Raw genomic sequence first — 22,699 nt, forward strand, 5'->3', positions numbered from 1 at the left:
GGGTGTAATAATTGAATATTATCCAAATCATTTCTGCCCTTCAAGATATTTTTCAAGAGCCGTTAAAAGACGGGGAGCAACGAAAAATTGTCTTTTGGGTGGATAAGGATCAGGAGTTTATTGAGGAAATTGATCAATTGACAATGGATGGAGTTAAAGTCCAAACATTATCGGAAAACAATCAATTTTATATGAAGCATTTATTAGAGGAAGAAGATCCATCTTCTCATTATTTGATATACACAACGTTAGAATTAGGGTTAGAAGATAACTGGTTAGCAGATACAGTGTTCTATTCGAAAACGTTTTATGCAGACCGTATTTCGCTTATATTAAGTGAACTTCAGATAGATCCTTCTCTACGTTGCGTTATTAAAAAATATGAACGTTTCTTCCATAACAAAGAGCGTTATCGTAAGTTTCAAGCACTGGGTATTGAATCGTACAGTGAAGAAATGATCGAGCTTGCGATTATGAGTGTGCTTTGTAACGTAAAGGTTCCTGACTTTGAAGAAGTGTTAAAAACTGTGCTAATGGATACGCTGGAAGATAGCGATAATAAGTTTTTAACGCAGATGGACAAGTTTTTCGATGTAGAAGTATTTTGGAAGTATGTGTTCAAACAGTATGGTTATGAACGTGAGGCTAAGACATTAAAAACATTGTTTATACATATGGCCGTAACGGCATTTAGTCATTCTGTAAATGAGCAATATTTGACAAGTATAAAAGATTTTATTGCTGTGCGTAATCGAACGAACTGTCTTGTATTCATTGACCATTGGATGCACCATAAAACTGATTTTGAAGTGTTTGATGAATACGTGGAAATGGCAGAAAAGGAAATACAGATGTCACAAGTTTTACAAACTGTGCCAATTGAAGAGTTTAAAAAAGCCGAAACGTTCCCTTATATTGACCGAGCAATCATCATTTACATTGCCAATAGTTTACTTGAGAAACTTGAAGATTATGACGAGTACAAGAAATTAATTAAGCTAAGACGCTCAAAACACTTTTACGAACGATATGCAAATGTTTATGAGGCACTTTTTTACACCGTTAAAATGCAGGAATTCTATAAAGAGTATCAACAAGGAATTCCAACAGGTCGGGTAATAGATATTTACGAAGCCTATCAGAGCAAATATTATTTGATGGATACGTATTATCGTAAGTTTTATGTAGCTTATGATGAAGAAAGTAATCATGAGATACTTAAGAAATTAAAAGAAGTGGTAGAGCATTTATATACACACTGGTTTATGGGCGAATTAAGTACGAACTGGTCTCAAGCTGTAAAGGCTGAAATGATGGAACAATGGTCATTACCAGGTGTGTTAAACCAACAGCAGTTTTATTCTTCAATTGTAGCTCCACACATTCGAAAAGGTGAGCGAGTTTTCGTCATTATTTCCGACGCATTTCGATATGAAATTGGGGTAGAACTGACAGAACGATTGAACGCTGAGACGATTGGTACATGTGATATACAATCCATGCTTGGAGTCATCCCTTCTGTTACAAAACTGGGTATGGCATCATTGCTCCCACACAAATCAATAGATATTGATCCGAAGGGGCAAGTATTCGTAAACGACAAGGATTCATCAGGGCTGGAAAACCGCAAAGCCATTATTGAATCGACTGTTGAAGATAGCATGGCTGTCCGTTTCCAAGATGTTGTGAATATGAACAAAGCAGGCAGACGGGAAACATTTAAAGGGAAAAAACTGATTTATATCTACCACGACAGCATTGATGCAATGGGTGATAAAGCATCTACGGAAATATATACGTTTACTGCAGTAGAAAAAGCACTGGATGAACTATCTACGCTAATAAAAATTATTCGTGACGACCTATCAGGAACGAATATTTTAGTAACGGCTGATCATGGCTTCCTTTATCAAAGAGAAGCTTTAGAAGAAAGCGATAAAATAGAGAAAGTACAACTGGAAACAATCGAAATAAAACGCCGTTACGCTTTATCTAAAGAAAAACAGGACATTCCAGGGCAATTAACGATTGATTTGGCTTCTGTTATTAAAAATGAACAGCAACTATACGCTTATGTGCCAAATGGAATTCTTCGCAATCGTATGCAAGGTTCTGGTGTGAATTTCAACCATGGAGGGGCAAGTCTACAAGAAATAGTTGTTCCACTCCTATCCTTCAAGAATAAACGTGCTGGTCAAAAGGGAGTTCAGGCGATTTCAAAAGTCGATATTAAGTTGACAAGTACGGCACAAAAAATTACAAATAGCATCTTTAACTTAAACTTCTTCCAAACAGAAAAAGTGGAAGAAAAAACAAAACCTCGGACTGTTGTCATTTATATGGCTGACGAAGAAGGGAACATACTCTCAAATGAAGAAACCATTATTGGTGATCGTTCATTTGATAATCCTGCCGAACGTACATTCAAGATACAGTTTGTATTAAAAAGCATTCCGTATGATCGGAATAAGACCTATTATTTAATCATCAAAGATACAGAAACAGGAGTAATTACAGAAAAAGTTCCGTTCACGATTAACTTGGGAATTGTCGGTGATTTTGATTTCTAATAGATTGGAGGGGTGAGAATGGATGAAAAAGTAGAGGAGACAATGACACTTGATCTTGATAAAAAGTTAAATAGTGTCTTTGCAGGTCGGGTTGTTCGTAAAGATTTGACAAAGCTCATTAAGGAAGGGGCAAACGTTCCTATTTATGTGTTGGAGTATCTACTTGGTATGTACTGTGCCACTGATGATGAACAAAGCATTCTTGAAGGCGTAGAACGTGTTAAAAAAATCTTGTCGGATAATTTTGTTCGACCTGACGAAGCAGAAAAAATAAAATCACGTATTCGAGAACTTGGTCAATATTCGATTATTGATAAAGTTACCGTTGCACTAAATCCAAAAATTGATACGTATGAGGCGGAATTTTCGAATTTGGGTTTAAAAGGAGTTCCAGTTCCAGCCAACTATGTGAAAGAGTTTGACAAGCTCCTTGTAGGTGGTATTTGGTGCATGATCAAGCTCGATTACTTTTATGATGAAGAAGTACGGAATATGAGTCCGTTTACAGTAAATAACTTAAAGCCAATTCAAATGCCAAATATGGATATTAACGAGGTTTTTGAAGGTAGGAAGCAATTTACGAAAGAGGAATGGATTGATGTATTAATTCGTTCTATTGGGATGGAGCCAACACAATTAGAAGATCGTGTGAAATGGCATCTATTGTTAAGACTCGTTGCTCTTGTAGAAAATAACTATAATATGTGTGAATTAGGTCCAAGAGGTACGGGAAAATCTCATGTATTCAAGGAAATCTCACCGAATTCGATTCTTGTTTCAGGTGGTCAATCGACAGTTGCAAACCTCTTCTATAACATGTCTTCAAGAAAAGTAGGACTTGTTGGGCTTTGGGACTGTGTTGCTTTTGACGAAGTAGCAGGAATTCGCTTTAAAGATAAAGATGGAATTCAGATCATGAAAGACTACATGGCATCGGGTTCTTTTGCCAGAGGAAAGGAAGAAAAGTCCGCCTCTGCATCAATGGTGTTTGTAGGAAACATCAACCAAAGTGTAGACACATTAATAAAAACATCTCACTTATTTGCACCATTCCCACCAGAAATGGCAAATGACACAGCGTTCTTTGATCGTATGCATTATTACCTACCTGGCTGGGAAATTCCAAAAATGCGACCAGACTTCTTTACAGATAAATACGGATTTATTGTAGATTATATTGCAGAGTTTTTCAGAGAAATGCGAAAACGTTCGTTTGCAGATTCAATCGACCGTTTTTATAAGCTTGGGAACAATTTGAATCAACGGGATACCGTAGCGGTGAGAAAAACGGTGTCGGGTATGGTTAAACTAATTTATCCTCATGGTGAATACACGAAAGAAGATATTGAGGAGATTTTAAAATATGCCCTTGAAGGCCGCCGTCGTGTAAAGGAACAGCTCAAGAAAATAGGAGGCATGGAGTTTTATGATGTCATGTTCTCGTATCTTGATAAAGAAACGATGGCTGAGGAATATGTCTCTGTACCCGAACAAGGGGGCGGGAAATTGATACCCGAAGGCATGGGTAGACCTGGACATGTATATGTGGTTGGACATGGTAATTCAGGTATGATTGGAGTATATAAGCTGGAAAACCAAGTCGTATCAGGGACAGGGAAATTCGATAAATCAGGTGTAGGCTCTTACCGAGGAGCTAAGGAAAGCCTTGATACAGCATTTCGCTTCTTTACGGCGAATAGCAAATCAATTAGCAACACGATCAGTACAAAGACAAAAGACTACTTGATGCATATAAGCGATTTGCAAGGGATTGGGTTAACAGATGAATTAGCAATAGCTGAACTCATCGGTCTATGCTCAGGAGCCTTAGAAAAGCCAGTACAAGAATCATTAGTTGTCCTCGGAACCATGACTGTAGGAGGCACTATTTCGAAAGTAGAAGAGTTTGCGAACATGTTGCAAGTATGTGTGGATGCAGGTGCGAAAAGAGTATTAATACCAGCCATTTCAATTGTTGATTTACAAGCAGTGCCTTCAGATTTATTAGTAAAAGTTCAACCTATCTTCTACTCAGATCCAATTGATGCGGTGTACAAGGCGTTGGGGGTAAGTTGAAAAGTTGGAATATAATTAAAGTAAAGGGTCGGTTATACCGATTCCTTTTTTCTATATATCGAAAGAAAGTCGGATGGGGAATGTAATGTGAAAATTTATTCAAGAGATTATACTGTTTTAACAACAGAAGAATTAAAAGAATGGGAAATTTTAAAGGAAAAAGAGGTTGTTCATAAATCAGGAAAATTTGAAGTTAGGAAAAATAAGTATAGAGAATACCCTGTTGCAGTAAGACACTATGAAAGTTTGTTTCCAAATAATCATTTGGATATAGTAGATTTACAGAAAATTGATCAGCTTTCAGAATTAGCAGAAGAATTCCATGAATTAATATACAATTCTACTTCAAACGAAAGGTCTATTCTCAATTGGATTCGTGAAAAAAGTGCTTACTTTATAATTGCATCTATTATGAAAGGTCCTTATAATTTCGGTCATCATGATGCATTTATTTTTCCAGAATTTCAATTAGGAAACTCATATCAAGTTGATTACCTACTTGTTGGGCGGAATTCTGGGGGTTATGAATTTATCTTTGTAGAGTTGGAACATCCGAATAAGCATATTACTTTAACAGATGGTCATTTAGGTGATGCAATTAGAAAAGGAGAGAGGCAGGTAATAGACTGGAAATACTGGTTAGAAGCAAATTATGCGACACTTTATGAAACGTTTAATAAGTATAAAGATCCCAAGAAGTCGTTACCAGTTGAATTTATGAAATATGACAGTACCCGTATTCACTATGCTGTTGTTGCTGGAAGACGAAATGATTTTAACGAGAAAACTTATCAATTGAAACGACAAAAGAAATCAGAAGGTATTTTATTACTACACTACGATAATCTATATGATTCGGCAAAAGCTTTGATTGGTGAGTCTACGTATTAATTAACGTACTCGGATTTAAAGGCTATGCAAAGAAGCCAAATAGAGAAGAGTAGCTATTCGGCTTTTCTGCATAGCTTAGAATAGTTGATTAATAAGGCTTTTATCTTCTAAGCTCACTGACATTTCAGAGGGCTTTTCTTGTTTAGAGGGAAGGCTTAAATTGCTATTTGCTATTTTGCTTGCAATCTTATCTGCAAGTTGGTCGAGGTTGTTGATAGGGGGATTGTCATTCATATCTTGGCGAATCAGATGGCGGATATAGGAGCTGATAGTACGTTCAGTTTTAGTCTTTTGAAGATGTTCAATAATATCGTCATCTTCTGTTAAAAAACTGATGGTGATTCTTTCCCGATTCATAGTCCATTCTTAATCTCCAGAATTCGTAGAAAACTTTTTACGTTTGCAAATTGGGGATTAATAACGATACGTGCATGAGGAAATTCTTTTTGAATGATATCACATAGCATATACGCCCCTCCGCCAACAAAATCGAGACTGATGTTATTAAAAGTATAATCACGACTTTTCGCAAACTCGACTATTTCACGAAAATGTTGTTCCTTTATTTGTTGAATTAATTTCTTACTGTTCTCATTTATCATTCCCGCATGTGAAAGATAGCCAGTTTGCAGTATTCTTTCAAGATCATTGGGAGTAACTGCAACCCCGAATCGTTCGTTAATAAGTTTACCGATTTTTCCCTTCATGATATTAATCCCCAAGTTAGAAACGGTCATTGAGTCAAAAATAGGATTAATACCATTAAACATGCAATAAGTGGTGTTCAATCCTCCGATATCAACTACCGCTGTATATTTACCTTTCATTTGCTCCATTTCGTCATAAATAATGCCAACACCCTCGAATGCAACGACTACATCCTTTAAATGAAGATAGTAAGTCTTCCCATTGAAATCAAATAAAATTGGTTCTCCATGATTTTCAATGAAGTTTATATACTCTTTCTTTGAGGTTGCATCTTTGTAAGCTGAAATAGGGATGTTTATAGCTAATTGAATTTTGATGTTCTCTGTCTGAAGGTTTGTTAGTTGAAGAAGATCAGCAATTGCGGTGTAAATGCAGATTTTATGAAGGTCGATTTTCTTAGTAAGGTCAAAATTGCTGAAAGATTCATTTACGGTATCGCCGACCAGGTAAGATTTTTTGTTGTAAGTTACTTCGTAAGATCCTGGATTAACTTCAATCCCGACCTTTTCCACCTCCTGCATTTTTGTTCGAAATACTGTGATAGCATGCTTGTCTTTGCTTTTAAGAATCGCTTTAGTTGCATATTTTCCGCAATCAACAGCGATTAGAACTGGTTCTCTCATTGTTCAATAATCTCCTTTCTATTTGAATTTACTAATCTATCATATACACGCCGTTAAAAATTATAAGAAATTTCATAAAAAAGGTTGTCGGAGTCCCAAGAAATTGATGAAATGTCATAAATAATCAATTATGCTTGAAGTAGATTTAGGAATGGGAACTTGTTACTTTCTTAACGACAATGGGGAAAGGATGTTTTTATGTCATTAGCTAATAAAGGTAGTCAATATCAATTACAGAAATATGTAAATGTATTTACTCAAGAACTTAATAATGCTATTTTGCAGAATTCACCATCGCTATTAACATTTACCAATGACTCTTTTGAAATTCAGTGGAAGTCACCTGTAATGGAAGATGGTTATTACGAATATCAAGATGATTTTCTTAAGGTTATTACTAAAGATGACACAGTATTAAATAACTATAAGATAACTCTTAATGATTATTGGCCAAGAAGGGGACCTGTTTGGGATGGTATTGCAACAGTGACAGGTCAAAATAATAAAAAAGGAATACTGTTTGTAGAAGCCAAGGCACATATTAGTGAAACAACTTCACAAATAAAAGCGACTTCAGAGAAAAGTAGAAAACTAATACAAGCAACACTCCATGAAGTCCAAGCTATATTTGGTTCAACGAGTTCTATTGATCCATGGCTTAATGATTATTATCAACTTGCAAATCGTTTAAGTTTTTTGCACTTATTAAATGAAAAGTTGAAAATACCAACTTGGCTTGTATTATGTAACTTTGTCAATGATGATACACATATATCAACGAATTTAGATGAATGGCTTCTTCATTACCATACAGTCTTTAATAAAATGGGTATTGATTTTAATGCAGGAATGATGAGTAAGGTGATAATGTTATTCATCCCTGGAAAAGAGGAAGAATGAGCAGAGGTGTTATTAGTTATTTTCTAACTTTTGATATACTTAAGATAGTTGTGGCATATATGCAATAAATGGAGGTGTTTTGGATGGAAAACACGTTTGGTCTTATAGTACAAAGAGAACGAAACAAGCAGGGTTTATCACTTGCGAAGCTATCGAGTTTGCTAAATAACGAAATAGATCCATCTTATATAAATCGCTTAGAAAAAGAGCAGAAAAACCCGTCTTTTAAAGTGGTTTGTTTGTTAACAACAGCGTTGAACTTGGATGTCAGAGAGGTTTTTCGTGCATTTGGTTTTGAAAACTTAATTACTAATTATGATGAAGAAGCTGTCTTTGCAATAGATGAATTTATTCGGTTACATAAGATAAAGAACCCGCATAATAACCAAATAATCAGTAAAGAAGAGCAAGAAACGTTGATTAATATAGTCCATAATGTTTTTGAACTTTCGCAAGCGGAACTTGATTTAGGTCAACTTTCCCCTTTGTTAAAGGAAATACAAAAACTAAGGGATATACATTTGTGTGAAACTACTGAATTTATTGAAGTACCATTTATGAACACTACATTTACTGTGGATATAAAAGCAGTGTCAGCTCAAAATAGATCGTTTGATAGGGAGAAGGCAATAGTTGCAATTCAAGATTTAGTATCTAAAAAAGGGACAAAGCTTTTAGACATTAAGGATGGTAGCATTACTGTAGATTTAAACGGAGAAAGTTGGCTTGCACAAATAAAAGGGGAAAGAGTTACTTTCATAACAAGAAAGAAAGAAATTATTGATATATAGAGGATTTACTCTGTCAGCAAAATTTAAAATATTGTTTATATGAAATGAATTTTATTAATATTGCATATAGGCATTGACAAAAAACAACGCTCCTTTTATTATCTATTTAGATATTAGTAAAAGGAGATGATTTTGACTTGGAAAACTTAAAGGCAACGCATCAGCATAATAATAGTTTTGTAGTGAATTCAAGTTACTTTGAGCAACTCAAGAAGCAAATTACAGATCAGTGTCGATGGGATAGTAACATTTTTCATGTGTTTAATCACGAAGCGGGAACAGGGAAAAGCCAATTTACACTGGCTGAAATTGCAGAATTGGTAGTAAGGACAGATTATAAAGTTCTGTATGTTCAAAAATTTAAACGTGGCGATGCACTTATAGATACTGTAAAAACCATCAACTCCCATGCTGTTTATTCGGTAGCAGAGTATATTGACAGTAAGGACAATAAAGATAGAAATAGTAAAATAAAAAATGAAATTCGAAACAGAAAATTAAACGCAAAAGTGTTAGCCATTACTCACAACATGTATATGCGAGTGTGTTTCGGAAAACATCAGGAAATATTAGACGGAAGGCATATTCTTATAATAGATGAGTTTCCAGACTTTTTGGAAAGGGTAACGATTTCATTAAAAGATCTATCCAAGTTGTGGGAAAATGCCTATCGTTTCAAAGAGAAAGAGTTCATCGAAAAACTTGTTACCGATTTAAAAAATATTGTCACTCAAGAAATAACTAACCCTCATAATACTCGAAATTTGCCATACCTCGATTTTTCTTCGAAATACTTTGATCCTTATAAACAGTCCCTCCCAACGATAATAAAAAACTACCAGCAGTTGAAAGAAACTGAAGTTCTATCGAGAATCCTACAAATTTTAAATAATGGCTGTCGCTATAGTAATAATGTCTTACACACATTTAATAGTGAAATAAAGCCTAAACTCCTTAAAAACAATATTATTCTCGATGCCAATGCTGGTTTCGATTATCGCTACGAATTATCTAACCTCTTCGTTGTTCATCCGCAAGATAAATTCTATGATTACTCCAATTCAACCTTCACTCATTATTGTGTTAAAACAAGTAAAGAAGCCTTATCTCGTAATATTAACTTCTACCAAAAAGCCCTTGAGAAACTTGCCCTCTCTTACAAAGAAAAAATCCTATTTGTAACAGACAAAGATAATGAAAATACCTTGAAAAAGGAAATTCGAAATTATCTCGAATTAGTAGGGAAGACCGATAAAGAAATTCAAAATATAGAAGAGACCATCATAACTATTGAATACTTCGGTAATATCATTGGGGTAAATGATTATCGGGATTATGAAACAGTTGTGATAATGAAAACACCTAACTTCGATTATGTAGATTATGTCCTTCAACATGATTATTACAAACCATTAAAGCATCTGAATGAGGACATTCCAATCTTTAAAGATTCTACGGTTGAACAAATTCGAAAAACAATGATAGCGGGGGAAATTTATCAAGCAATGAAACGAATAAATCGAGATAACAGCAAAAATGCTCACTATATTGTTTTTACTGCAAATAATGATGCCGTTGATATAGTCAGACAACAGATGCCAGGAATTAATTATTATCAGTATGAATTAAACGTCGATTACACAGCAAGAAAAACTGAAGAAGAAACGAAAACTGAAAAAAGACAAAAGAAAATTCTGGAATTCCTTTACAACTGCAAGCAAGAGGGGAAAGAAAAAGTTACCAAGCGAGAAATAAGGGATGTAATTGACTATCACGATGTAAAGAACTTTGGAAAGTTACTAAAATCAATAGAAGTCTTTTTAATAAGCAATCAGATGTATGCAAAGGGGCAACATGTTTATATTAAACAAGAGGAAGAAGCAGAAGAGAAAATAGCAATATAAGTTTACTTGACCGCAGAGATTCTCTGCGGTTTTTCTATATCCAATAGTCGTAAAGCTCATTTATTTTGATTAAATGAAAAAAGTAGATTCTTCGATAAAAGAAATTTTACGATAAAAAATCTTAGTTGATAAATAACCATATCAAGGGTGATGAAATGCATTGATATTCTGCATAACAAAAGACAATGTTCATATTAACAGTGAATTTATTTCAATATCCATTGTGAAGATTGAACATTTCTATCTTATAAGGGTTTAATGCTTTCATCCTTTAGGAAAGGAAATGAACTTTTAATCATTGCCAAGCATTATTGGATGTAATGCAATTATATCAACTTGAATCAGCAGTTATATTTGCAAATAGAAGAGTAACTGCAATTGCCCATTAAGGTATTTGCTGAAAAACTTCTATTTGCATGACTTTTAATCAGTTCATTGCATTTTTGCTAATATATCAAGGAGTAGTGCATTTTCTTAATATGTTGATGCTTATATAAAGGTTTTAATGAACTATGAAAACAGATTAGTAGATTTTAACATGTACTTGATATAACTGCATAGCCTCTATAATCTGTTTTGCATAGATTAAAAGTTCTTTATTATTTACAATTACATTAGTTTGGTGCATGTTACTGGTTATTCATCTAAAGCTACGAGGCTTCTCTGGTGGATCCATAAACCAATAGTTGTTTATTCATTAAAAGGGGTTATTTCTTATAATGTCAATACCTTTAAGGAGATTGTTCAAATAATCAAGGTGTTGCTGGTTCTTGCATTATCATTATGGGGAATATGCAATTAAATAGGGCTTCTCTAATAATCGCAAATCAATTGATACTGTAGCAATGAACAATGATTTCAGTACATTAATACAAAAAAGTCGTAAAATAAGTATTCTCCCTTATATATAAGATATAGAAAATACGACTTTTAGAATTAAGAGAGAACTCAATTGATATCTTTCTTTTATTCAAGTAAATGAGCTTTACGACTTTTTAAAAGTATGCTCTCTGTAGGGTATATGTGTATTGTTTATATTAAATAAAGCAAATTTTATTGCATATAAGCATTGACAAGTATTTAATAGTTTTATAAAATTAAGCTATAAACTTCTCCTTATTCCACATTTCTTGAATCATTCCTACGATTTTAGATTAACACATTTAATTCCAACTATTTTTTACATACAGATTATAGGTTTCATAATTATCTATTATCTGTAAAATTAATGTTAAGGAGTGACTGCACTATGCAAAATCAAATTGATTTTGGATCAGATTTTTATGTTAGTAGGAAAATGGCACATCGGGAGCCATACAACATTCTCTCCGACATAAATTTCGTAATATTGTATTTTCCCCAAAACTCTTAGTAAATAAAAAACCGCATTTGACTAATTCTTATTCAATATCAATAGTTAGAAGGAAAGGTGAGAAAGAATGATTCTAATGAATAATGAAACAAATGAAGCTGAAAACGAAACAAGAGAATTAAAGGGAACAATAAATGCATTATGGCATTACTTCGAAAGGGACTTTATAGAAGAATCAACTGCCCAATACGAGCAAAAAGCAATATCTGGATTGTCGAATTTAGATTTTGCTCTTAACGGAGGATTTTCACCTCAACTGTATTCTTTAATTGGCAGAATGGGAGACGAACGAAATGCCTTTTTATCCTTTATGGCTGAGCATTTTGCAACAACTGGATATACAGTTTTATATTTTACAAACCATGATACAGAAAATAGCCTTTTACAAAAGATAATTGCCAGACATGATTACAAGGAACACCGAGACCAAGCTCATCATCTCCCCGAAATTATTAATAAAATTTCTTCATCTCCCCAAACTTTTCAGGAATATCAAACAAGCTTGTACCCACTCTTAACTAATATTCATGTTGAAACTTGCAATTATGTTGATTCTGATTTGTTAGTGGATATGATTAAATCTTGTAAAAAAGCGAATCAAAAGGTCGCAGTTCTTATTGATGAAAAAGTGCAGTTGTACAATCAGCGTAATATTGACCGATTGTTGCATCAAATTCATTTAAGAACCATCAATAAAATAGCAAATGAATATGAAGTACCAATCTTTATGAATGTAACATTGGCTAAAGGTGACTTTGAAAGAGTTACCGAAGGATTCAGAACCACCATAGAAATTGAAACAAATGCCGATAACATCATACTCTTTAGCAATTACGTGTCTCCCTATAATAATGAAACACTCCACTCAACACTTAACCCATATGTTATTAAACTGTTAATTCGAAGTAATAGATCCCCATATAAAACTCAAATTACTCATCTAACCTACCATCCTACCCATTTCTATTTCCAAGATGCTTAAAATCAAAAACAATTTGAGGAGGAAGAACTATGGCAGAAAAGAAACGGTCTATTGGTGATTTTAGAGAATTAGAGGTGTACAAAAAAGCACTTATCTTTAGTAACAAGATTTATAGAACAGTGGAAAGTTATCCGTCTTATGAGCGGAATAATTTGGTCAATCAGTTGCATAGAGCAAGTTCCAGTGTGTACAGTAACATCGCAGAAGGAAATTCAAATTATTACTATGGTAAAGAATATGACCGATTGAACACAGCGTTAGGGAGTATTGCAGAGTGTCGGGCTTTCTTGGACATGTCTGTTATGCAGAAATATATCACCAAAGAAACTTATGAATATTTGGATAAAGAAGCTGAGGAAATCGTCAAAATGCTGGTTGGTTTGATGAATCGTATTGAAAGAATTGAAGGAGAGGCTTCCTAATGAAAGTGCGTGACTTTCGTAAGAATGCATTGTATCAGCGTTCCCTTGATTTAAGTCATGAAGTATACCGAACTATAGAGGAAGATGGTGAGAATATTGGAGAAATCGAAGCATTGCAATTACGGAAGCAAGCAGTGCGAATAACGAAAAAAATAACTCATGCTATCGTTCAGCAAAATATAAAGATAAAGTTCAAAAATTTGAATGAAGCAAAAGTGGAGCTTGAATTACTTTTAAAACAGGTGTACAACCTTTGCGAAAGAAAATGGATAGATGAATTCAATGGATTCAATATTGATTTCTATGCAGATCAAGTAATGAAACTATTGAATTTCCATTTTGGAGAGTATAAGAAAAAAAGGAATTGCATTCAAAAAATAAAATTAAGGAGTGACTCAGAATGAAAGAAGTTACAGTAATAAAACTTACGGATGTGTATGAATTTAATTGTGATTACTATTCTAAGCAATTTGATTGTATCAGGAATGACTATGATAAGATAGGCTGGTTTTGGACAGATCGCCATTATATTGTGGATATTTTTGAAAATAGTGTTACGGAGGATTTACCGAGTGTACAGGAAGCAATTAAAGAAGGGGCTATCTTAAAAAAGATGTACTTTGTTGAAGATAGAGATTATGAGAGTCGTTACAATAAAATTTATGATATTTTGGGAAACGATGGTTGGGATGGTGTAGAAGGACAAGAAGATTATGGTGTAATTTTTGATAGTTATAGTGATGCAATGGATTATCAAATTTGTGTAAATTTTTTAACTAACAATTACCAAAGGGATTTTGACTCTTATGAGGATGCTATAGAAAAAGAACTTGCGTTGTATATTATTGATCGTATTTCTTATGAGGAGGTGGCAAGAAAACTCTTACGCTATCAGAAATATGGCATTCAAGGAGCTGTCTGTTATCTTGATATATTCACAGGGTTAATTTATGGAGGAATAGAAAAAGAACAGCTTTCTTGGGGGAAAATTCCGTTGGCATATTTAAGTAAAGATTACAATCGGGTTGAAAAAAGGATTGGAAGTGAACTTTCGAATTGTGAGAGAAGCATTGCTATGTATGATGCGTTTAAGTTGGCATGTATAATGGAATTTGAAGACTTTGAAGAGGCACTGGATGAATTCTATGATGAATATTATGAATCGCTTCCTTGAACTAACATTTTAGTATAATAAATTTTAAAAGGATAATGTGCTTCAGCTTGCGACTGCAAGAAAAGCACATTACATATTTGAGGATGTAAAAATAATAAAATTGGATACGTTAATTGAAAATCGAATTATAATGCTAACTTCATATCTCAATAATATATTCTTTAATTATATCGAGCATAAAATCCGCAGTTTTTGGAGTATATCCTGGTGATTGACAGAAAACCACATAATCAAATTTCTTTTCTGTACGATAGTTTTTCCAAGGAATCAAAGTGTATGGTATTTCTTTATCAATCCGTATAGGCGATATTTTCCCTTGAACAATTCTCTCGTATGACATACCAATATCTATGCCTTTAGGATATCCCTTAAATTGAAACGCTTGTTCTTTGTCAGAGAAGTTTTTCAAGTGTGCAGAAATAATATCATTATCCCACTTTTCATGTAATACAAAATCAACATTACTTATCCACCCACAAGCTAAAGCATAGGACAGGTAATTACTCATGAAAACCTTTTTTGTATCTAAATTATTTCGCCTTTCGCCAATTGGATGGTTAAGTAACTCGCCCATTATATATACATAACCACTATCCCCCAAACCTGTGTCGGAATGAGCATCTATGTGGGTTACTTTGAAAGGTGTTTTTACTTTTTGAGAACTAATTAGCTCATCCCAAAAGAAAAATGCTTCATGATGATTTGTAACTATTTTCCCTTTAGTCGGATGACTTTTACTTAATAAACATTTTTCTTCGAGAAAGAACCTAAAATCTTTTTCGCTCCAAGGATTATACTCATTTTCATCTAAGCGATTGTCCCCAGTTACCCAATGAGCTATATCATCTATGAAAAAATCCATATCAATGTCCAATATGCTATACAACATCTCTCTCCCCTTATATAAAACTAATTATCTCCTATAATTTCTTCTACCACATTCTATCATGATTTTAGTTATATTTGAGACAAAATGAAAGAACATCTAATTAGAGGAGTAGCTAAAAATGGTAGAGTCAGATTGAACAGTTATTAGAACAATAGTATAGAAGTGACTCAAAATCTAAACATTGTGAGACATTAAAATCAAACGTGAAATTGTGTAGCAAAACCTTATTTTAATATTGCAACATGTAATAGAAATAGGACTTGACTTTTTGCTACAAATAAAGATAATAAGTTCTTAAGAATATCCAAATTGGAGGGATTTCTGATGAAAATCGGGTACTCTCGATGCTCCTCGGAATCGCAAAATTTGGATAGACAATTAGTTGCATTAAAAGAGGTTGGCGTTGAAAAAATCTTCGCTGAAAAAATTAGTGGCAAAAATATGGAGAGACCACAACTGAAGGAAATGTTAAGTTTTGTTCGTGAAGGTGATGTTGTCTATATCGAGTCCATTTCACGTTTGGCAAGAAACACATTGGATTTCCTTACAATTGTTAAAGAACTGAACTCTAAAAAGGTGGAAATTGTAAGTTTAAAAGAGAACCTGGATACAGCCACCCCAGCTGGGAAATTCATGTTAGTCGTGTTTGGTGCTTTATATGAACTGGAGCGAGATAACATCAGAATGCGTCAAGCTGAAGGTATAAAAATTGCACAAGCCAAGGGAATTCGGTTCGGTCGTCCAACGTTTAATATTGATGAGCATTTTTTAAAATTATACCGTCAGTGGAAGCGAGGGCAAATTACGGTTACAGCAATATCTAAACAGCTTAACATTTCAAGAGCCACCTTCTATCGAAAAGTAAAAGAAATTGAAAAACAAAAGAACGAATAAGTCATTCTTTATAAGTCATTTGCGATTAAAAAAAATCGTTGAAATTGACTATGAAGAATGACTTTTTTATTTTTGCCCAACTGATTATTGCAACTAATTCGTTTATCCAAATCAATCCGAGGCTTTAATTTAAAAGGGAGTGAGTGTTTTGCCAGTGATTAAATCTAATCAATCATTGAAAAAGATTAATAAATTGATAGAGGAAGGTTACGGACAAGGAGAAGGAAAAGATTATAAACCATTTATTGACGTGATTCGAGTGTCTACCAAGGGAAGAGCATCAAGGATAAAAGGTTGGAAAACTCAGAGGGTACACAATTTTTTATCTGACTCTGAAACTCGATTCTTTTATTTATTAGATTTTGATGACGAGGTGATAGACATAAGGGAACATTATCCTTTGATTACAGATTTAGAAAAAATCACGCCTCAACTTGATGAGCAGTTATTAAAACGTTTAATAAACCAAAAAACGGGTGAGCCAATCATCTTGACAACTACATTTTTTGTGACCAAAAAAGAGAAAAATGGAGAAGTAAATTACTATGCAAGATCAGTAAAGGATTATCGCCAATTAGAAAATAATCAAGTAATTGAAAGGTTTGAGATCCAACGGCGTTATTGGGAAGAAAGAGGTATTAATTATGGAATTGTTACGAATAAAGAAATACCTAAAACGTTGGCAAAGAACATTGAATATATTCATTCCTCTTATTTTCTTGATGAATATGGGATTACATCATCACAGCAGGAACTTTATCAAGATATTTTGTTTCATTTATTAGTTCAGGCTGGTGATATGCCATTAAATGAACTGTTAATGAATTTTGACAAGGAAGTAAATGCAGACAAAGGTACAGGTCTTCTGCTTTTCAAACATCTAATAGCTCATAAACGGTTATTAGTCGATATGTTAAAAACCCTCGATTTAACAATGTCAGCAAATCAAGTGCTTATAAATGAGGGTGGTGAATATAGTGGTCATTTCCTTGAATCAGTTGATTCAATATAAATACAACCATAACCATATCGAAAGAGTCATTTGGATAGATGAAAAATACCAAGTGTGTTACCTTGTGAACATTTTCGACGATACATTACCGAATAAAAGGTTAATAAGCGATATCGAAGAAATGATTACAAATAAACATATTGAATTCATACAAACGGATCCATGGGCAAACCTCCATATAGACTCGCATATTAGTAAGAAATCGTTAGCGTTACAAGAGCAAGCTTGGAAAGTTATCAATAAACTGTTATCAAATGGTGTGGAAAACCTGTTGATAAGTGAAAAAAGAAATGAACTTATCCATGAATTATCGACAGAAATTGAACTCTCAAAGAAAACGATTTTGAAATATTTAAAACGATATTGGAAACGTGGAATGACTAAAACTGCTCTACTTCCAGATTTTCAAAACTGCGGTGGTAGAGGAAAGGATAAATCCGATAGTACCGTAAAGCGTGGGCGACCAAGGAAATTTGTTGGAACACAGGGAGTTAATATAGATGAAGAAACTAAAAACGTATTTAGAATCGCTAAAAGAAGGTTTTATGAGAAGAAAAACAATGTAACTCTGCGTTTTGCATATGAACAAATGATTAAAGAATTTTATAAAAAAGAGTTGAAGGAATGTCCTGAATTATTACCTACTTATAAGCAGTTTGTGTATTGGTTAAGAAAGGAGCAAGATGATAGAAAAACAATTATTCTTAAAAACGGAAAACGCCACTTCGATTTGAATTATCGACCACTTTTAAGTAGTGCTACAAGTGAAGTTCAATTTCCTCTTGAAAAAGTTCAAATTGATTCTACCGTAGCAGATGTGTTTTTAGTGAGTGAATTTAATAGAAATTGGATTATCGGGAGACCAATTCTATATTTTTGTAAGGATGTTTGGTCAAGGATGATCGTTGGCATCCATGTTTCTCTGGATGGACCTAATTTTGAGCAAGCACGAATTGCATTGATGAATATGGTAGAGAACAAAAAGGAGTTTTGTAAAAGGTATGGCATAGAGATAGATGAAACAGACTGGCCAACAGCCCATTTGCCAGCATGCCTTGTAGCAGATAGAGCAGAGCTATTATCGAATGCATCCAATATTTTAACAGAAGAGCTAAATATTAAAATAGAGAATTCAGCACCATATCGGGGCGATTTCAAATCTATAGTGGAACAGCACTTTAGATTACTAAACATACAGGTTAAGCCCTTATTACCTGGAGCAGTTCATTCGGACTTTCAAAAGCGAGGTGCAAAAGATTATCGCTTAGCAGGGAAGCTAACGTTAAAAGAGTTTACACAAATTGTAATTAAGTGTGTTCTATATTATAACAATCATCATGTTATTGACCAATACGTGCGAGATAAAGACTTAATACAGTCTGGAATAGAAGCAGTTCCTATAAAACTATGGAATTGGGGTATTCAAAATAGAGCAGGGAAACTAAGAACAATTTCAAAAGATTTAATGATGCTTCATTTATTACCAAGAGCAACGGCAACTGTAACGGGTAAAGGAATAAAATTTAAAAATATTTATTATGGCTCTACTTTAGCACTTAAAGAACAGTGGTTTGTTAAAGCCCGTTTAAACGGGAGTTGGAAAGTTGACATCACTTACGATCCGAGAGAAATGGATTTCATCTATATCAGAGGAATTCACAAAAACAGTTTTGAGAGATGCTTTTTATTGGATCATCAACATCGTTATAGATCTACCTCAATATGTGATGTGGATTATCTGCATCAATATGAAAAGATGAAGAAAACCGAACATAAACAAGAAGAATTAACGGGGAAAATTCAATTGCTGGAAGATATAGAAGAAATAGTTAAAAAAGCTGAAAAACAGGCTAAGAAAGAAGTTGTTGAAATTAGTAAGAGTAGTCGGTTGAAAGGGATTAAGAGGAATCGTCAATTTGAAAAAGAAACGCTATTACAAGAACGTGACTTGAAAGATAGAACGAATGGAAATAAAGAAAATTCCCTCGATCCTGATTTACTTTTAATCAAAAAATTTCAGAAGAAAGGATTGAAAGGAACGGATGAATGAAAATTTCCATCAGGCGGTGTATCGTGAACAGGTTATTAAAGAATATCAAAATCATCCATTAATAGAAGCACTCCCAGAAATCTATTCTAAATCAGATGTTGTAGAGCTACTAAGTTATTACCCGTTTTTCGATAAGCAAGAAAGAGAGTTTGATGGACAACATCGGCTCCACCTCATCCAAAGGCTATTTAATATATTTCAAGTGCTTCCCGCACATATTGATATGGAAAGTCGTATTTCAAGACTCATTAGACAAGGATACATTGGCAGGAATCCCTTAAATCCAATGTATGCCTCTACGATGATTCAAGGTCATGAAGCAATCTTGTCAAAAAGTAATACATGGTTCAATCAAGCTATTCCAAGAAGCTTTACTATTATTGGTCCATCGGGTGTGGGAAAAAGTACAGCAGTAGCAAAAATTTTAGAATTAATGCCTCAAGTGGTTGTACATTCGGAGTATAGAGAGCGTGAATTTAATTTTACACAACTGGTTTGGCTACGATTAGAATGTCCACACGATGGATCAGTTAAAGGATTGGTTAACCAATTTTTTATATCAGTTGATGGTTTGCTTGGAACTGAATATTTCAATAAATACGGTCGTGCAAATAAGTTATCAGTAAATACTCTAATTCCTATCATGACGCAAATATGCAGGAGCATTGGTCTTGGCATTTTAGTAATAGATGAAATTCAAAACATAAGTCTACGGGGTACGGGAGCAAATTTAATGCTGAACTTTTTTGTCACTTTAAGTAATGTGATTGGTACACCTTTAATCCTAATTGGTACACCTAAAGCAATGAATGTTTTACAACGTGAATTTAGGCAAGCTCGTCGTGGAAGTGGACAAGGAGATATGATCTATGAACGATTACAGCAGGATGAATATTGGAGAATATTCTTGGAGGCTATTTGGCAATATCAGTGGGTGCAAAAACCTGTTGAACTAACCGATGAATATGTCCATGTAATGTATGAAGAAAGTCAGGGAGTCATTGATATAGCACTTAAATTGTTTGCCTTGTCTCAAACAAGAGCAATTGCTACGGGAAAAGAAACATTATCCTCGACATTAATCAGTAAAGTTGCAGATGAAAATCTTAAGTTAGTAAAACCAATGATAAATGCACTAAAGTCAGGAGATATCAAATCAATAGCACAATACGAAGATATCTATTTACCGTTTGATGAAGCCATGCAAACGGAACGAATTAATTTGGAAAAAACCTCTTTTGTTAAATCTGCGAAACAAATAAATAGAAGCAGTGATACCAAGCAATTAAAAGAAGAAGCTATTTTTCGTTTGAACCTGCTCGGTCTTTCAAAAGAAAGTGCTAAAAGGGCTGTAAATCAAGTTTTGGAAGAGAATCAACTTACTGATTTACAACAGATAGTTAAAAAGGCTTTTCAAGCATCCATAGAGATCAAGACTGGAGGAAAGGATGATAATGTGAAAAACACCAAAGATGATTTAAGAAATATTGTGAAGACTGGAAAGGAACAAGGACTAACAAATTACGAATCACTAAAAAGAGCGGGAGTTATTAAAGATTTCAAGGGGGTAAGTTAGATGTTAATATTTTTTCCTACTCCTTATCCAGATGAATTGTTGTATAGTATATGTGCCAGATACCATGTACGTAGTGGGAATATAAGTTACAAAAGAACTTTAGATGATATTTTTGAAAATCGGGGCTTAACGGCTTCGGTTTTTTTACCATCTGGCATTGGCTCTTTAGTAAAGAGTATAAATAATGCTGGTACATTTAATGAGCAAAAAGTGATTTATAAGCATACGATGTTTTTGTTTTTTACTGCTTTTCATTCCGAAGAGAAAAGTCAGCAAATCTATCAATCTATGTGTAGTGACGATGGTAAATCCATTTATGTAAGAGCTGGGATAAATGCAAGTGGCGTATCTCAAAATAAAAACTTACGCTTTTGCCCAGAATGTATGAAAGAAGATAAAGAGAAATATGGCGAACATTACTGGCATCGTAGTCATCAAATTCCTGGAATTCACTGTTGTTTAAAGCATTTATCTCCTCTATATAACAGTGCTGTAAGAACAGTTCCAGATAATAAACACCAATTTCATATACCGACATCAAATAATTGCATCGTAGCAAAAGAATCATATGTATTCAATGGAGTTAAGAAGGAAACGAAAACAGCCTATTTGGATATTGTCGAAAAGTTAGCACCATATATAGAGCAGTTAATGAGTGATCCTTTCCCAAAGCATGATTTGCAATGGTTTGATCATAAATATCGGAGCAAGTTAGTGGAAATGAACATGGCATATTACACTGGCAGGGTTAAACAAAAAACATGGCGGGAGTATTTTTCTTCATTTTATGATAATGAAGTTCTTCAGTTGTTTTTTTCCTCATTAAGTAATGAAGGTGATTGGTTATCAATGATTGTACAGAAAAATCGAAAGTCGTTTCATCCAATACGACATTTATTAGTGATGTCGGCACTGGGCTTGTCGTTAGAGGATGTATTTATTCAAGAGATTGAAGAACCATTTGGACATCCAAACTGGTATTGTCTGAATACTGTATGTCAGTATCACCATCAACCTGTAATAGAGGAAGTTATCATTACATTATGTGAAAAAACAAAAACTCCAATTGGTACATTCACCTGTCCTCGTTGTGGATTTAGTTACACAAGAAGAGGACCAGATAAAAATAAAAATGATCGTTATCGTAAAACAAGGGTAAAGCAGTATGGCCATGTTTGGAATGAAAAGTTGCAGGAATATGCAGGAATGGGGCTTGGGTTAAGAGAATTGTCTCGGAAAATGGGAGCGGATACAAATACAATTAAACGTTATTTAGCATTAGACGAGAATAAAAAAGAAATTGCAATTGAGCAATGTGATATAGACTTTGAAAAGCAAGTTTGGCTTAAATTACAAGAGAAAAATCCACAAAAGTCAAAAACGGAACTGAGAAAAGAAAATAAGGCTTTGTATATGAAGTTATATAGAAATGATAAAGAGTGGTTAGAAAAGAATAGCCCAAGTCCCGTAAAAAAGAAATCGGTTGAAAGTGTTGATTGGGGATTTAGAGATAGAGAGATGCTTGAAATGGTAAAAGAAACTGTAGAGAGACTGCTTTGTACAAATGAAAAACCAGAGAGAATTACAATAAGTAGGATTGGTAAGAAGCTTGGAAACTTGGCATTGTTGGAAAAACATATGACAAAACTCCCTATGACAAATGTTTACTTAAAGTCTAATATTGAGACTATAATTGATTTTCAAAAAAGAAGAATAAGATGGGCAATAGACAATAGTGAAGCAGAGGAATCAGCGTGGTGGAAGATAGCAAGAAAAGCTGGTATACGTGATATAAAAAACGAAGCACTAAAGGATTATTACATGGAATATGTAAAATGTAAAAAAGTGAAGGACACCTGATACGA

18 protein-coding genes are annotated in these 22,699 nt (G+C 33.9%); 15 read left to right on the forward strand and 3 right to left on the reverse strand.

What is annotated here, in order from left to right; translation table 11 throughout:
* The first annotated feature begins 11 nt into the window (after positions 1-11).
* The 3 genes from pglZ to FCJ93_RS20790 all read left to right on the forward strand — a co-directional run bounded on the left by pglZ (position 12) and on the right by FCJ93_RS20790 (position 5,537).
* Positions 12-2,570: a BREX-1 system phosphatase PglZ type A gene (gene pglZ / locus FCJ93_RS20780; RefSeq protein ID WP_137744602.1), complete on the forward strand. Its 2,559-nt coding sequence runs from the start codon at positions 12-14 to the stop codon at positions 2,568-2,570.
* An 18-nt stretch (positions 2,571-2,588) separates the two neighbouring features.
* Positions 2,589-4,646: a protease Lon-related BREX system protein BrxL gene (gene brxL, locus FCJ93_RS20785; protein ID WP_137744603.1), complete on the forward strand. Its 2,058-nt coding sequence runs from the start codon at positions 2,589-2,591 to the stop codon at positions 4,644-4,646.
* Between the two features lie 87 nt (positions 4,647-4,733).
* Positions 4,734-5,537 (forward strand): Shedu anti-phage system protein SduA domain-containing protein, encoded by an 804-nt coding sequence (locus tag FCJ93_RS20790; protein WP_235879559.1) that lies wholly within the window; start codon positions 4,734-4,736, stop codon positions 5,535-5,537.
* A 75-nt stretch (positions 5,538-5,612) separates the two neighbouring features.
* Here the strand turns inward: FCJ93_RS20790 and FCJ93_RS20795 are convergent, their stop codons facing one another.
* Positions 5,613-5,894: a hypothetical protein gene (locus tag FCJ93_RS20795; RefSeq protein WP_042357726.1), complete on the reverse strand. Its 282-nt coding sequence runs from the start codon at positions 5,892-5,894 to the stop codon at positions 5,613-5,615.
* Positions 5,891-6,868, reverse strand: a complete 978-nt coding sequence (locus FCJ93_RS20800; protein ID WP_137744605.1) for a ParM/StbA family protein — start codon at positions 6,866-6,868, stop codon at positions 5,891-5,893. The genes FCJ93_RS20795 and FCJ93_RS20800 overlap by 4 nt, the downstream gene beginning before the upstream one ends.
* A gap of 198 nt (positions 6,869-7,066) precedes the next feature.
* Here FCJ93_RS20800 and FCJ93_RS20805 point away from each other — a divergent pair, with 198 nt between their 5' ends.
* The 7 genes from FCJ93_RS20805 to FCJ93_RS20835 all read left to right on the forward strand — a co-directional run bounded on the left by FCJ93_RS20805 (position 7,067) and on the right by FCJ93_RS20835 (position 14,413).
* Positions 7,067-7,768 carry a hypothetical protein gene (locus FCJ93_RS20805; protein WP_137744606.1) on the forward strand — a complete coding sequence of 234 codons (702 nt, stop codon included), beginning with the start codon at positions 7,067-7,069 and terminating at the stop codon, positions 7,766-7,768.
* An 83-nt stretch (positions 7,769-7,851) separates the two neighbouring features.
* A complete protein-coding gene (locus FCJ93_RS20810) occupies positions 7,852-8,559 on the forward strand; it encodes a helix-turn-helix domain-containing protein (protein ID WP_170211371.1) in 708 nt (235 codons plus the stop codon).
* Between the two features lie 137 nt (positions 8,560-8,696).
* Complete coding sequence (locus FCJ93_RS20815; protein ID WP_137744608.1) at positions 8,697-10,463, forward strand: hypothetical protein; 1,767 nt, start codon at positions 8,697-8,699, stop codon at positions 10,461-10,463.
* A 1,439-nt stretch (positions 10,464-11,902) separates the two neighbouring features.
* Positions 11,903-12,817 carry a DnaB-like helicase C-terminal domain-containing protein gene (locus FCJ93_RS20820; protein WP_137744609.1) on the forward strand — a complete coding sequence of 305 codons (915 nt, stop codon included), beginning with the start codon at positions 11,903-11,905 and terminating at the stop codon, positions 12,815-12,817.
* 29 nt (positions 12,818-12,846) lie between these two features.
* Positions 12,847-13,239, forward strand: a complete 393-nt coding sequence (locus FCJ93_RS20825; protein ID WP_137744610.1) for a four helix bundle protein — start codon at positions 12,847-12,849, stop codon at positions 13,237-13,239.
* Positions 13,239-13,643, forward strand: coding sequence for a four helix bundle protein (locus FCJ93_RS20830; RefSeq protein WP_137744611.1), 405 nt, complete (start codon positions 13,239-13,241; stop codon positions 13,641-13,643). Before FCJ93_RS20825 ends, FCJ93_RS20830 begins: the two co-directional genes overlap by 1 nt.
* A complete protein-coding gene (locus tag FCJ93_RS20835; RefSeq protein WP_137744612.1) occupies positions 13,640-14,413 on the forward strand; it encodes a hypothetical protein in 774 nt (257 codons plus the stop codon). The genes FCJ93_RS20830 and FCJ93_RS20835 overlap by 4 nt, the downstream gene beginning before the upstream one ends.
* 139 nt (positions 14,414-14,552) lie before the next feature.
* Here FCJ93_RS20835 and FCJ93_RS20840 read toward each other — a convergent pair whose 3' ends face one another.
* A complete protein-coding gene (locus tag FCJ93_RS20840) occupies positions 14,553-15,299 on the reverse strand; it encodes a peptide arginase family protein (RefSeq protein ID WP_158022204.1) in 747 nt (248 codons plus the stop codon).
* Positions 15,300-15,626: 327 nt separating this feature from the next.
* On the opposite strand from FCJ93_RS20840, the gene FCJ93_RS20845 reads away from it, so the two are divergent.
* The 5 genes from FCJ93_RS20845 (at position 15,627) to FCJ93_RS20865 (ending at position 22,694) form a co-directional block, all read left to right on the forward strand.
* Positions 15,627-16,196, forward strand: a complete 570-nt coding sequence (locus FCJ93_RS20845) for a recombinase family protein (protein WP_137744613.1) — start codon at positions 15,627-15,629, stop codon at positions 16,194-16,196.
* A 154-nt stretch (positions 16,197-16,350) separates the two neighbouring features.
* Positions 16,351-17,208: a TnsA endonuclease C-terminal domain-containing protein gene (locus FCJ93_RS20850; protein ID WP_235879560.1), complete on the forward strand. Its 858-nt coding sequence runs from the start codon at positions 16,351-16,353 to the stop codon at positions 17,206-17,208.
* Positions 17,186-19,258 (forward strand): Mu transposase C-terminal domain-containing protein, encoded by a 2,073-nt coding sequence (locus tag FCJ93_RS20855; RefSeq protein ID WP_170211373.1) that lies wholly within the window; start codon positions 17,186-17,188, stop codon positions 19,256-19,258. Before FCJ93_RS20850 ends, FCJ93_RS20855 begins: the two co-directional genes overlap by 23 nt.
* Positions 19,251-20,834: an AAA family ATPase gene (locus tag FCJ93_RS20860; RefSeq protein WP_137744616.1), complete on the forward strand. Its 1,584-nt coding sequence runs from the start codon at positions 19,251-19,253 to the stop codon at positions 20,832-20,834. Before FCJ93_RS20855 ends, FCJ93_RS20860 begins: the two co-directional genes overlap by 8 nt.
* Positions 20,835-22,694: a TnsD family Tn7-like transposition protein gene (locus tag FCJ93_RS20865; protein ID WP_137744617.1), complete on the forward strand. Its 1,860-nt coding sequence runs from the start codon at positions 20,835-20,837 to the stop codon at positions 22,692-22,694. It abuts the gene before it with no gap.
* Positions 22,695-22,699 lie beyond the last annotated feature (5 nt).

The sequence above is a fragment of the Robertmurraya siralis genome (genome assembly GCF_005502275.1).
GTDB classification, from domain to species: domain Bacteria; phylum Bacillota; class Bacilli; order Bacillales; family Cytobacillaceae; genus Robertmurraya; species Robertmurraya siralis.

What these genes read in the sequence shown, in the direction of transcription:
- FCJ93_RS20810 (WP_170211371.1), top strand. Translation starts at nt 7,852, where the DNA reads ATGGAAAACACGTTTGGTCTTATAGTACAAAGAGAACGAAACAAGCAG.
- FCJ93_RS20860 (WP_137744616.1), top strand. Translation starts at nt 19,251, where the DNA reads ATGAATGAAAATTTCCATCAGGCGGTGTATCGTGAACAGGTTATTAAA.
- FCJ93_RS20795 (WP_042357726.1), bottom strand. Translation starts at nt 5,894, where the DNA reads ATGAATCGGGAAAGAATCACCATCAGTTTTTTAACAGAAGATGACGAT.
- FCJ93_RS20865 (WP_137744617.1), top strand. Translation starts at nt 20,835, where the DNA reads ATGTTAATATTTTTTCCTACTCCTTATCCAGATGAATTGTTGTATAGT.
- FCJ93_RS20845 (WP_137744613.1), top strand. Translation starts at nt 15,627, where the DNA reads ATGAAAATCGGGTACTCTCGATGCTCCTCGGAATCGCAAAATTTGGAT.
- FCJ93_RS20830 (WP_137744611.1), top strand. Translation starts at nt 13,239, where the DNA reads ATGAAAGTGCGTGACTTTCGTAAGAATGCATTGTATCAGCGTTCCCTT.
- FCJ93_RS20800 (WP_137744605.1), bottom strand. Translation starts at nt 6,868, where the DNA reads ATGAGAGAACCAGTTCTAATCGCTGTTGATTGCGGAAAATATGCAACT.
- FCJ93_RS20835 (WP_137744612.1), top strand. Translation starts at nt 13,640, where the DNA reads ATGAAAGAAGTTACAGTAATAAAACTTACGGATGTGTATGAATTTAAT.
- brxL (WP_137744603.1), top strand. Translation starts at nt 2,589, where the DNA reads ATGGATGAAAAAGTAGAGGAGACAATGACACTTGATCTTGATAAAAAG.
- FCJ93_RS20820 (WP_137744609.1), top strand. Translation starts at nt 11,903, where the DNA reads ATGATTCTAATGAATAATGAAACAAATGAAGCTGAAAACGAAACAAGA.
- FCJ93_RS20825 (WP_137744610.1), top strand. Translation starts at nt 12,847, where the DNA reads ATGGCAGAAAAGAAACGGTCTATTGGTGATTTTAGAGAATTAGAGGTG.
- FCJ93_RS20805 (WP_137744606.1), top strand. Translation starts at nt 7,067, where the DNA reads ATGTCATTAGCTAATAAAGGTAGTCAATATCAATTACAGAAATATGTA.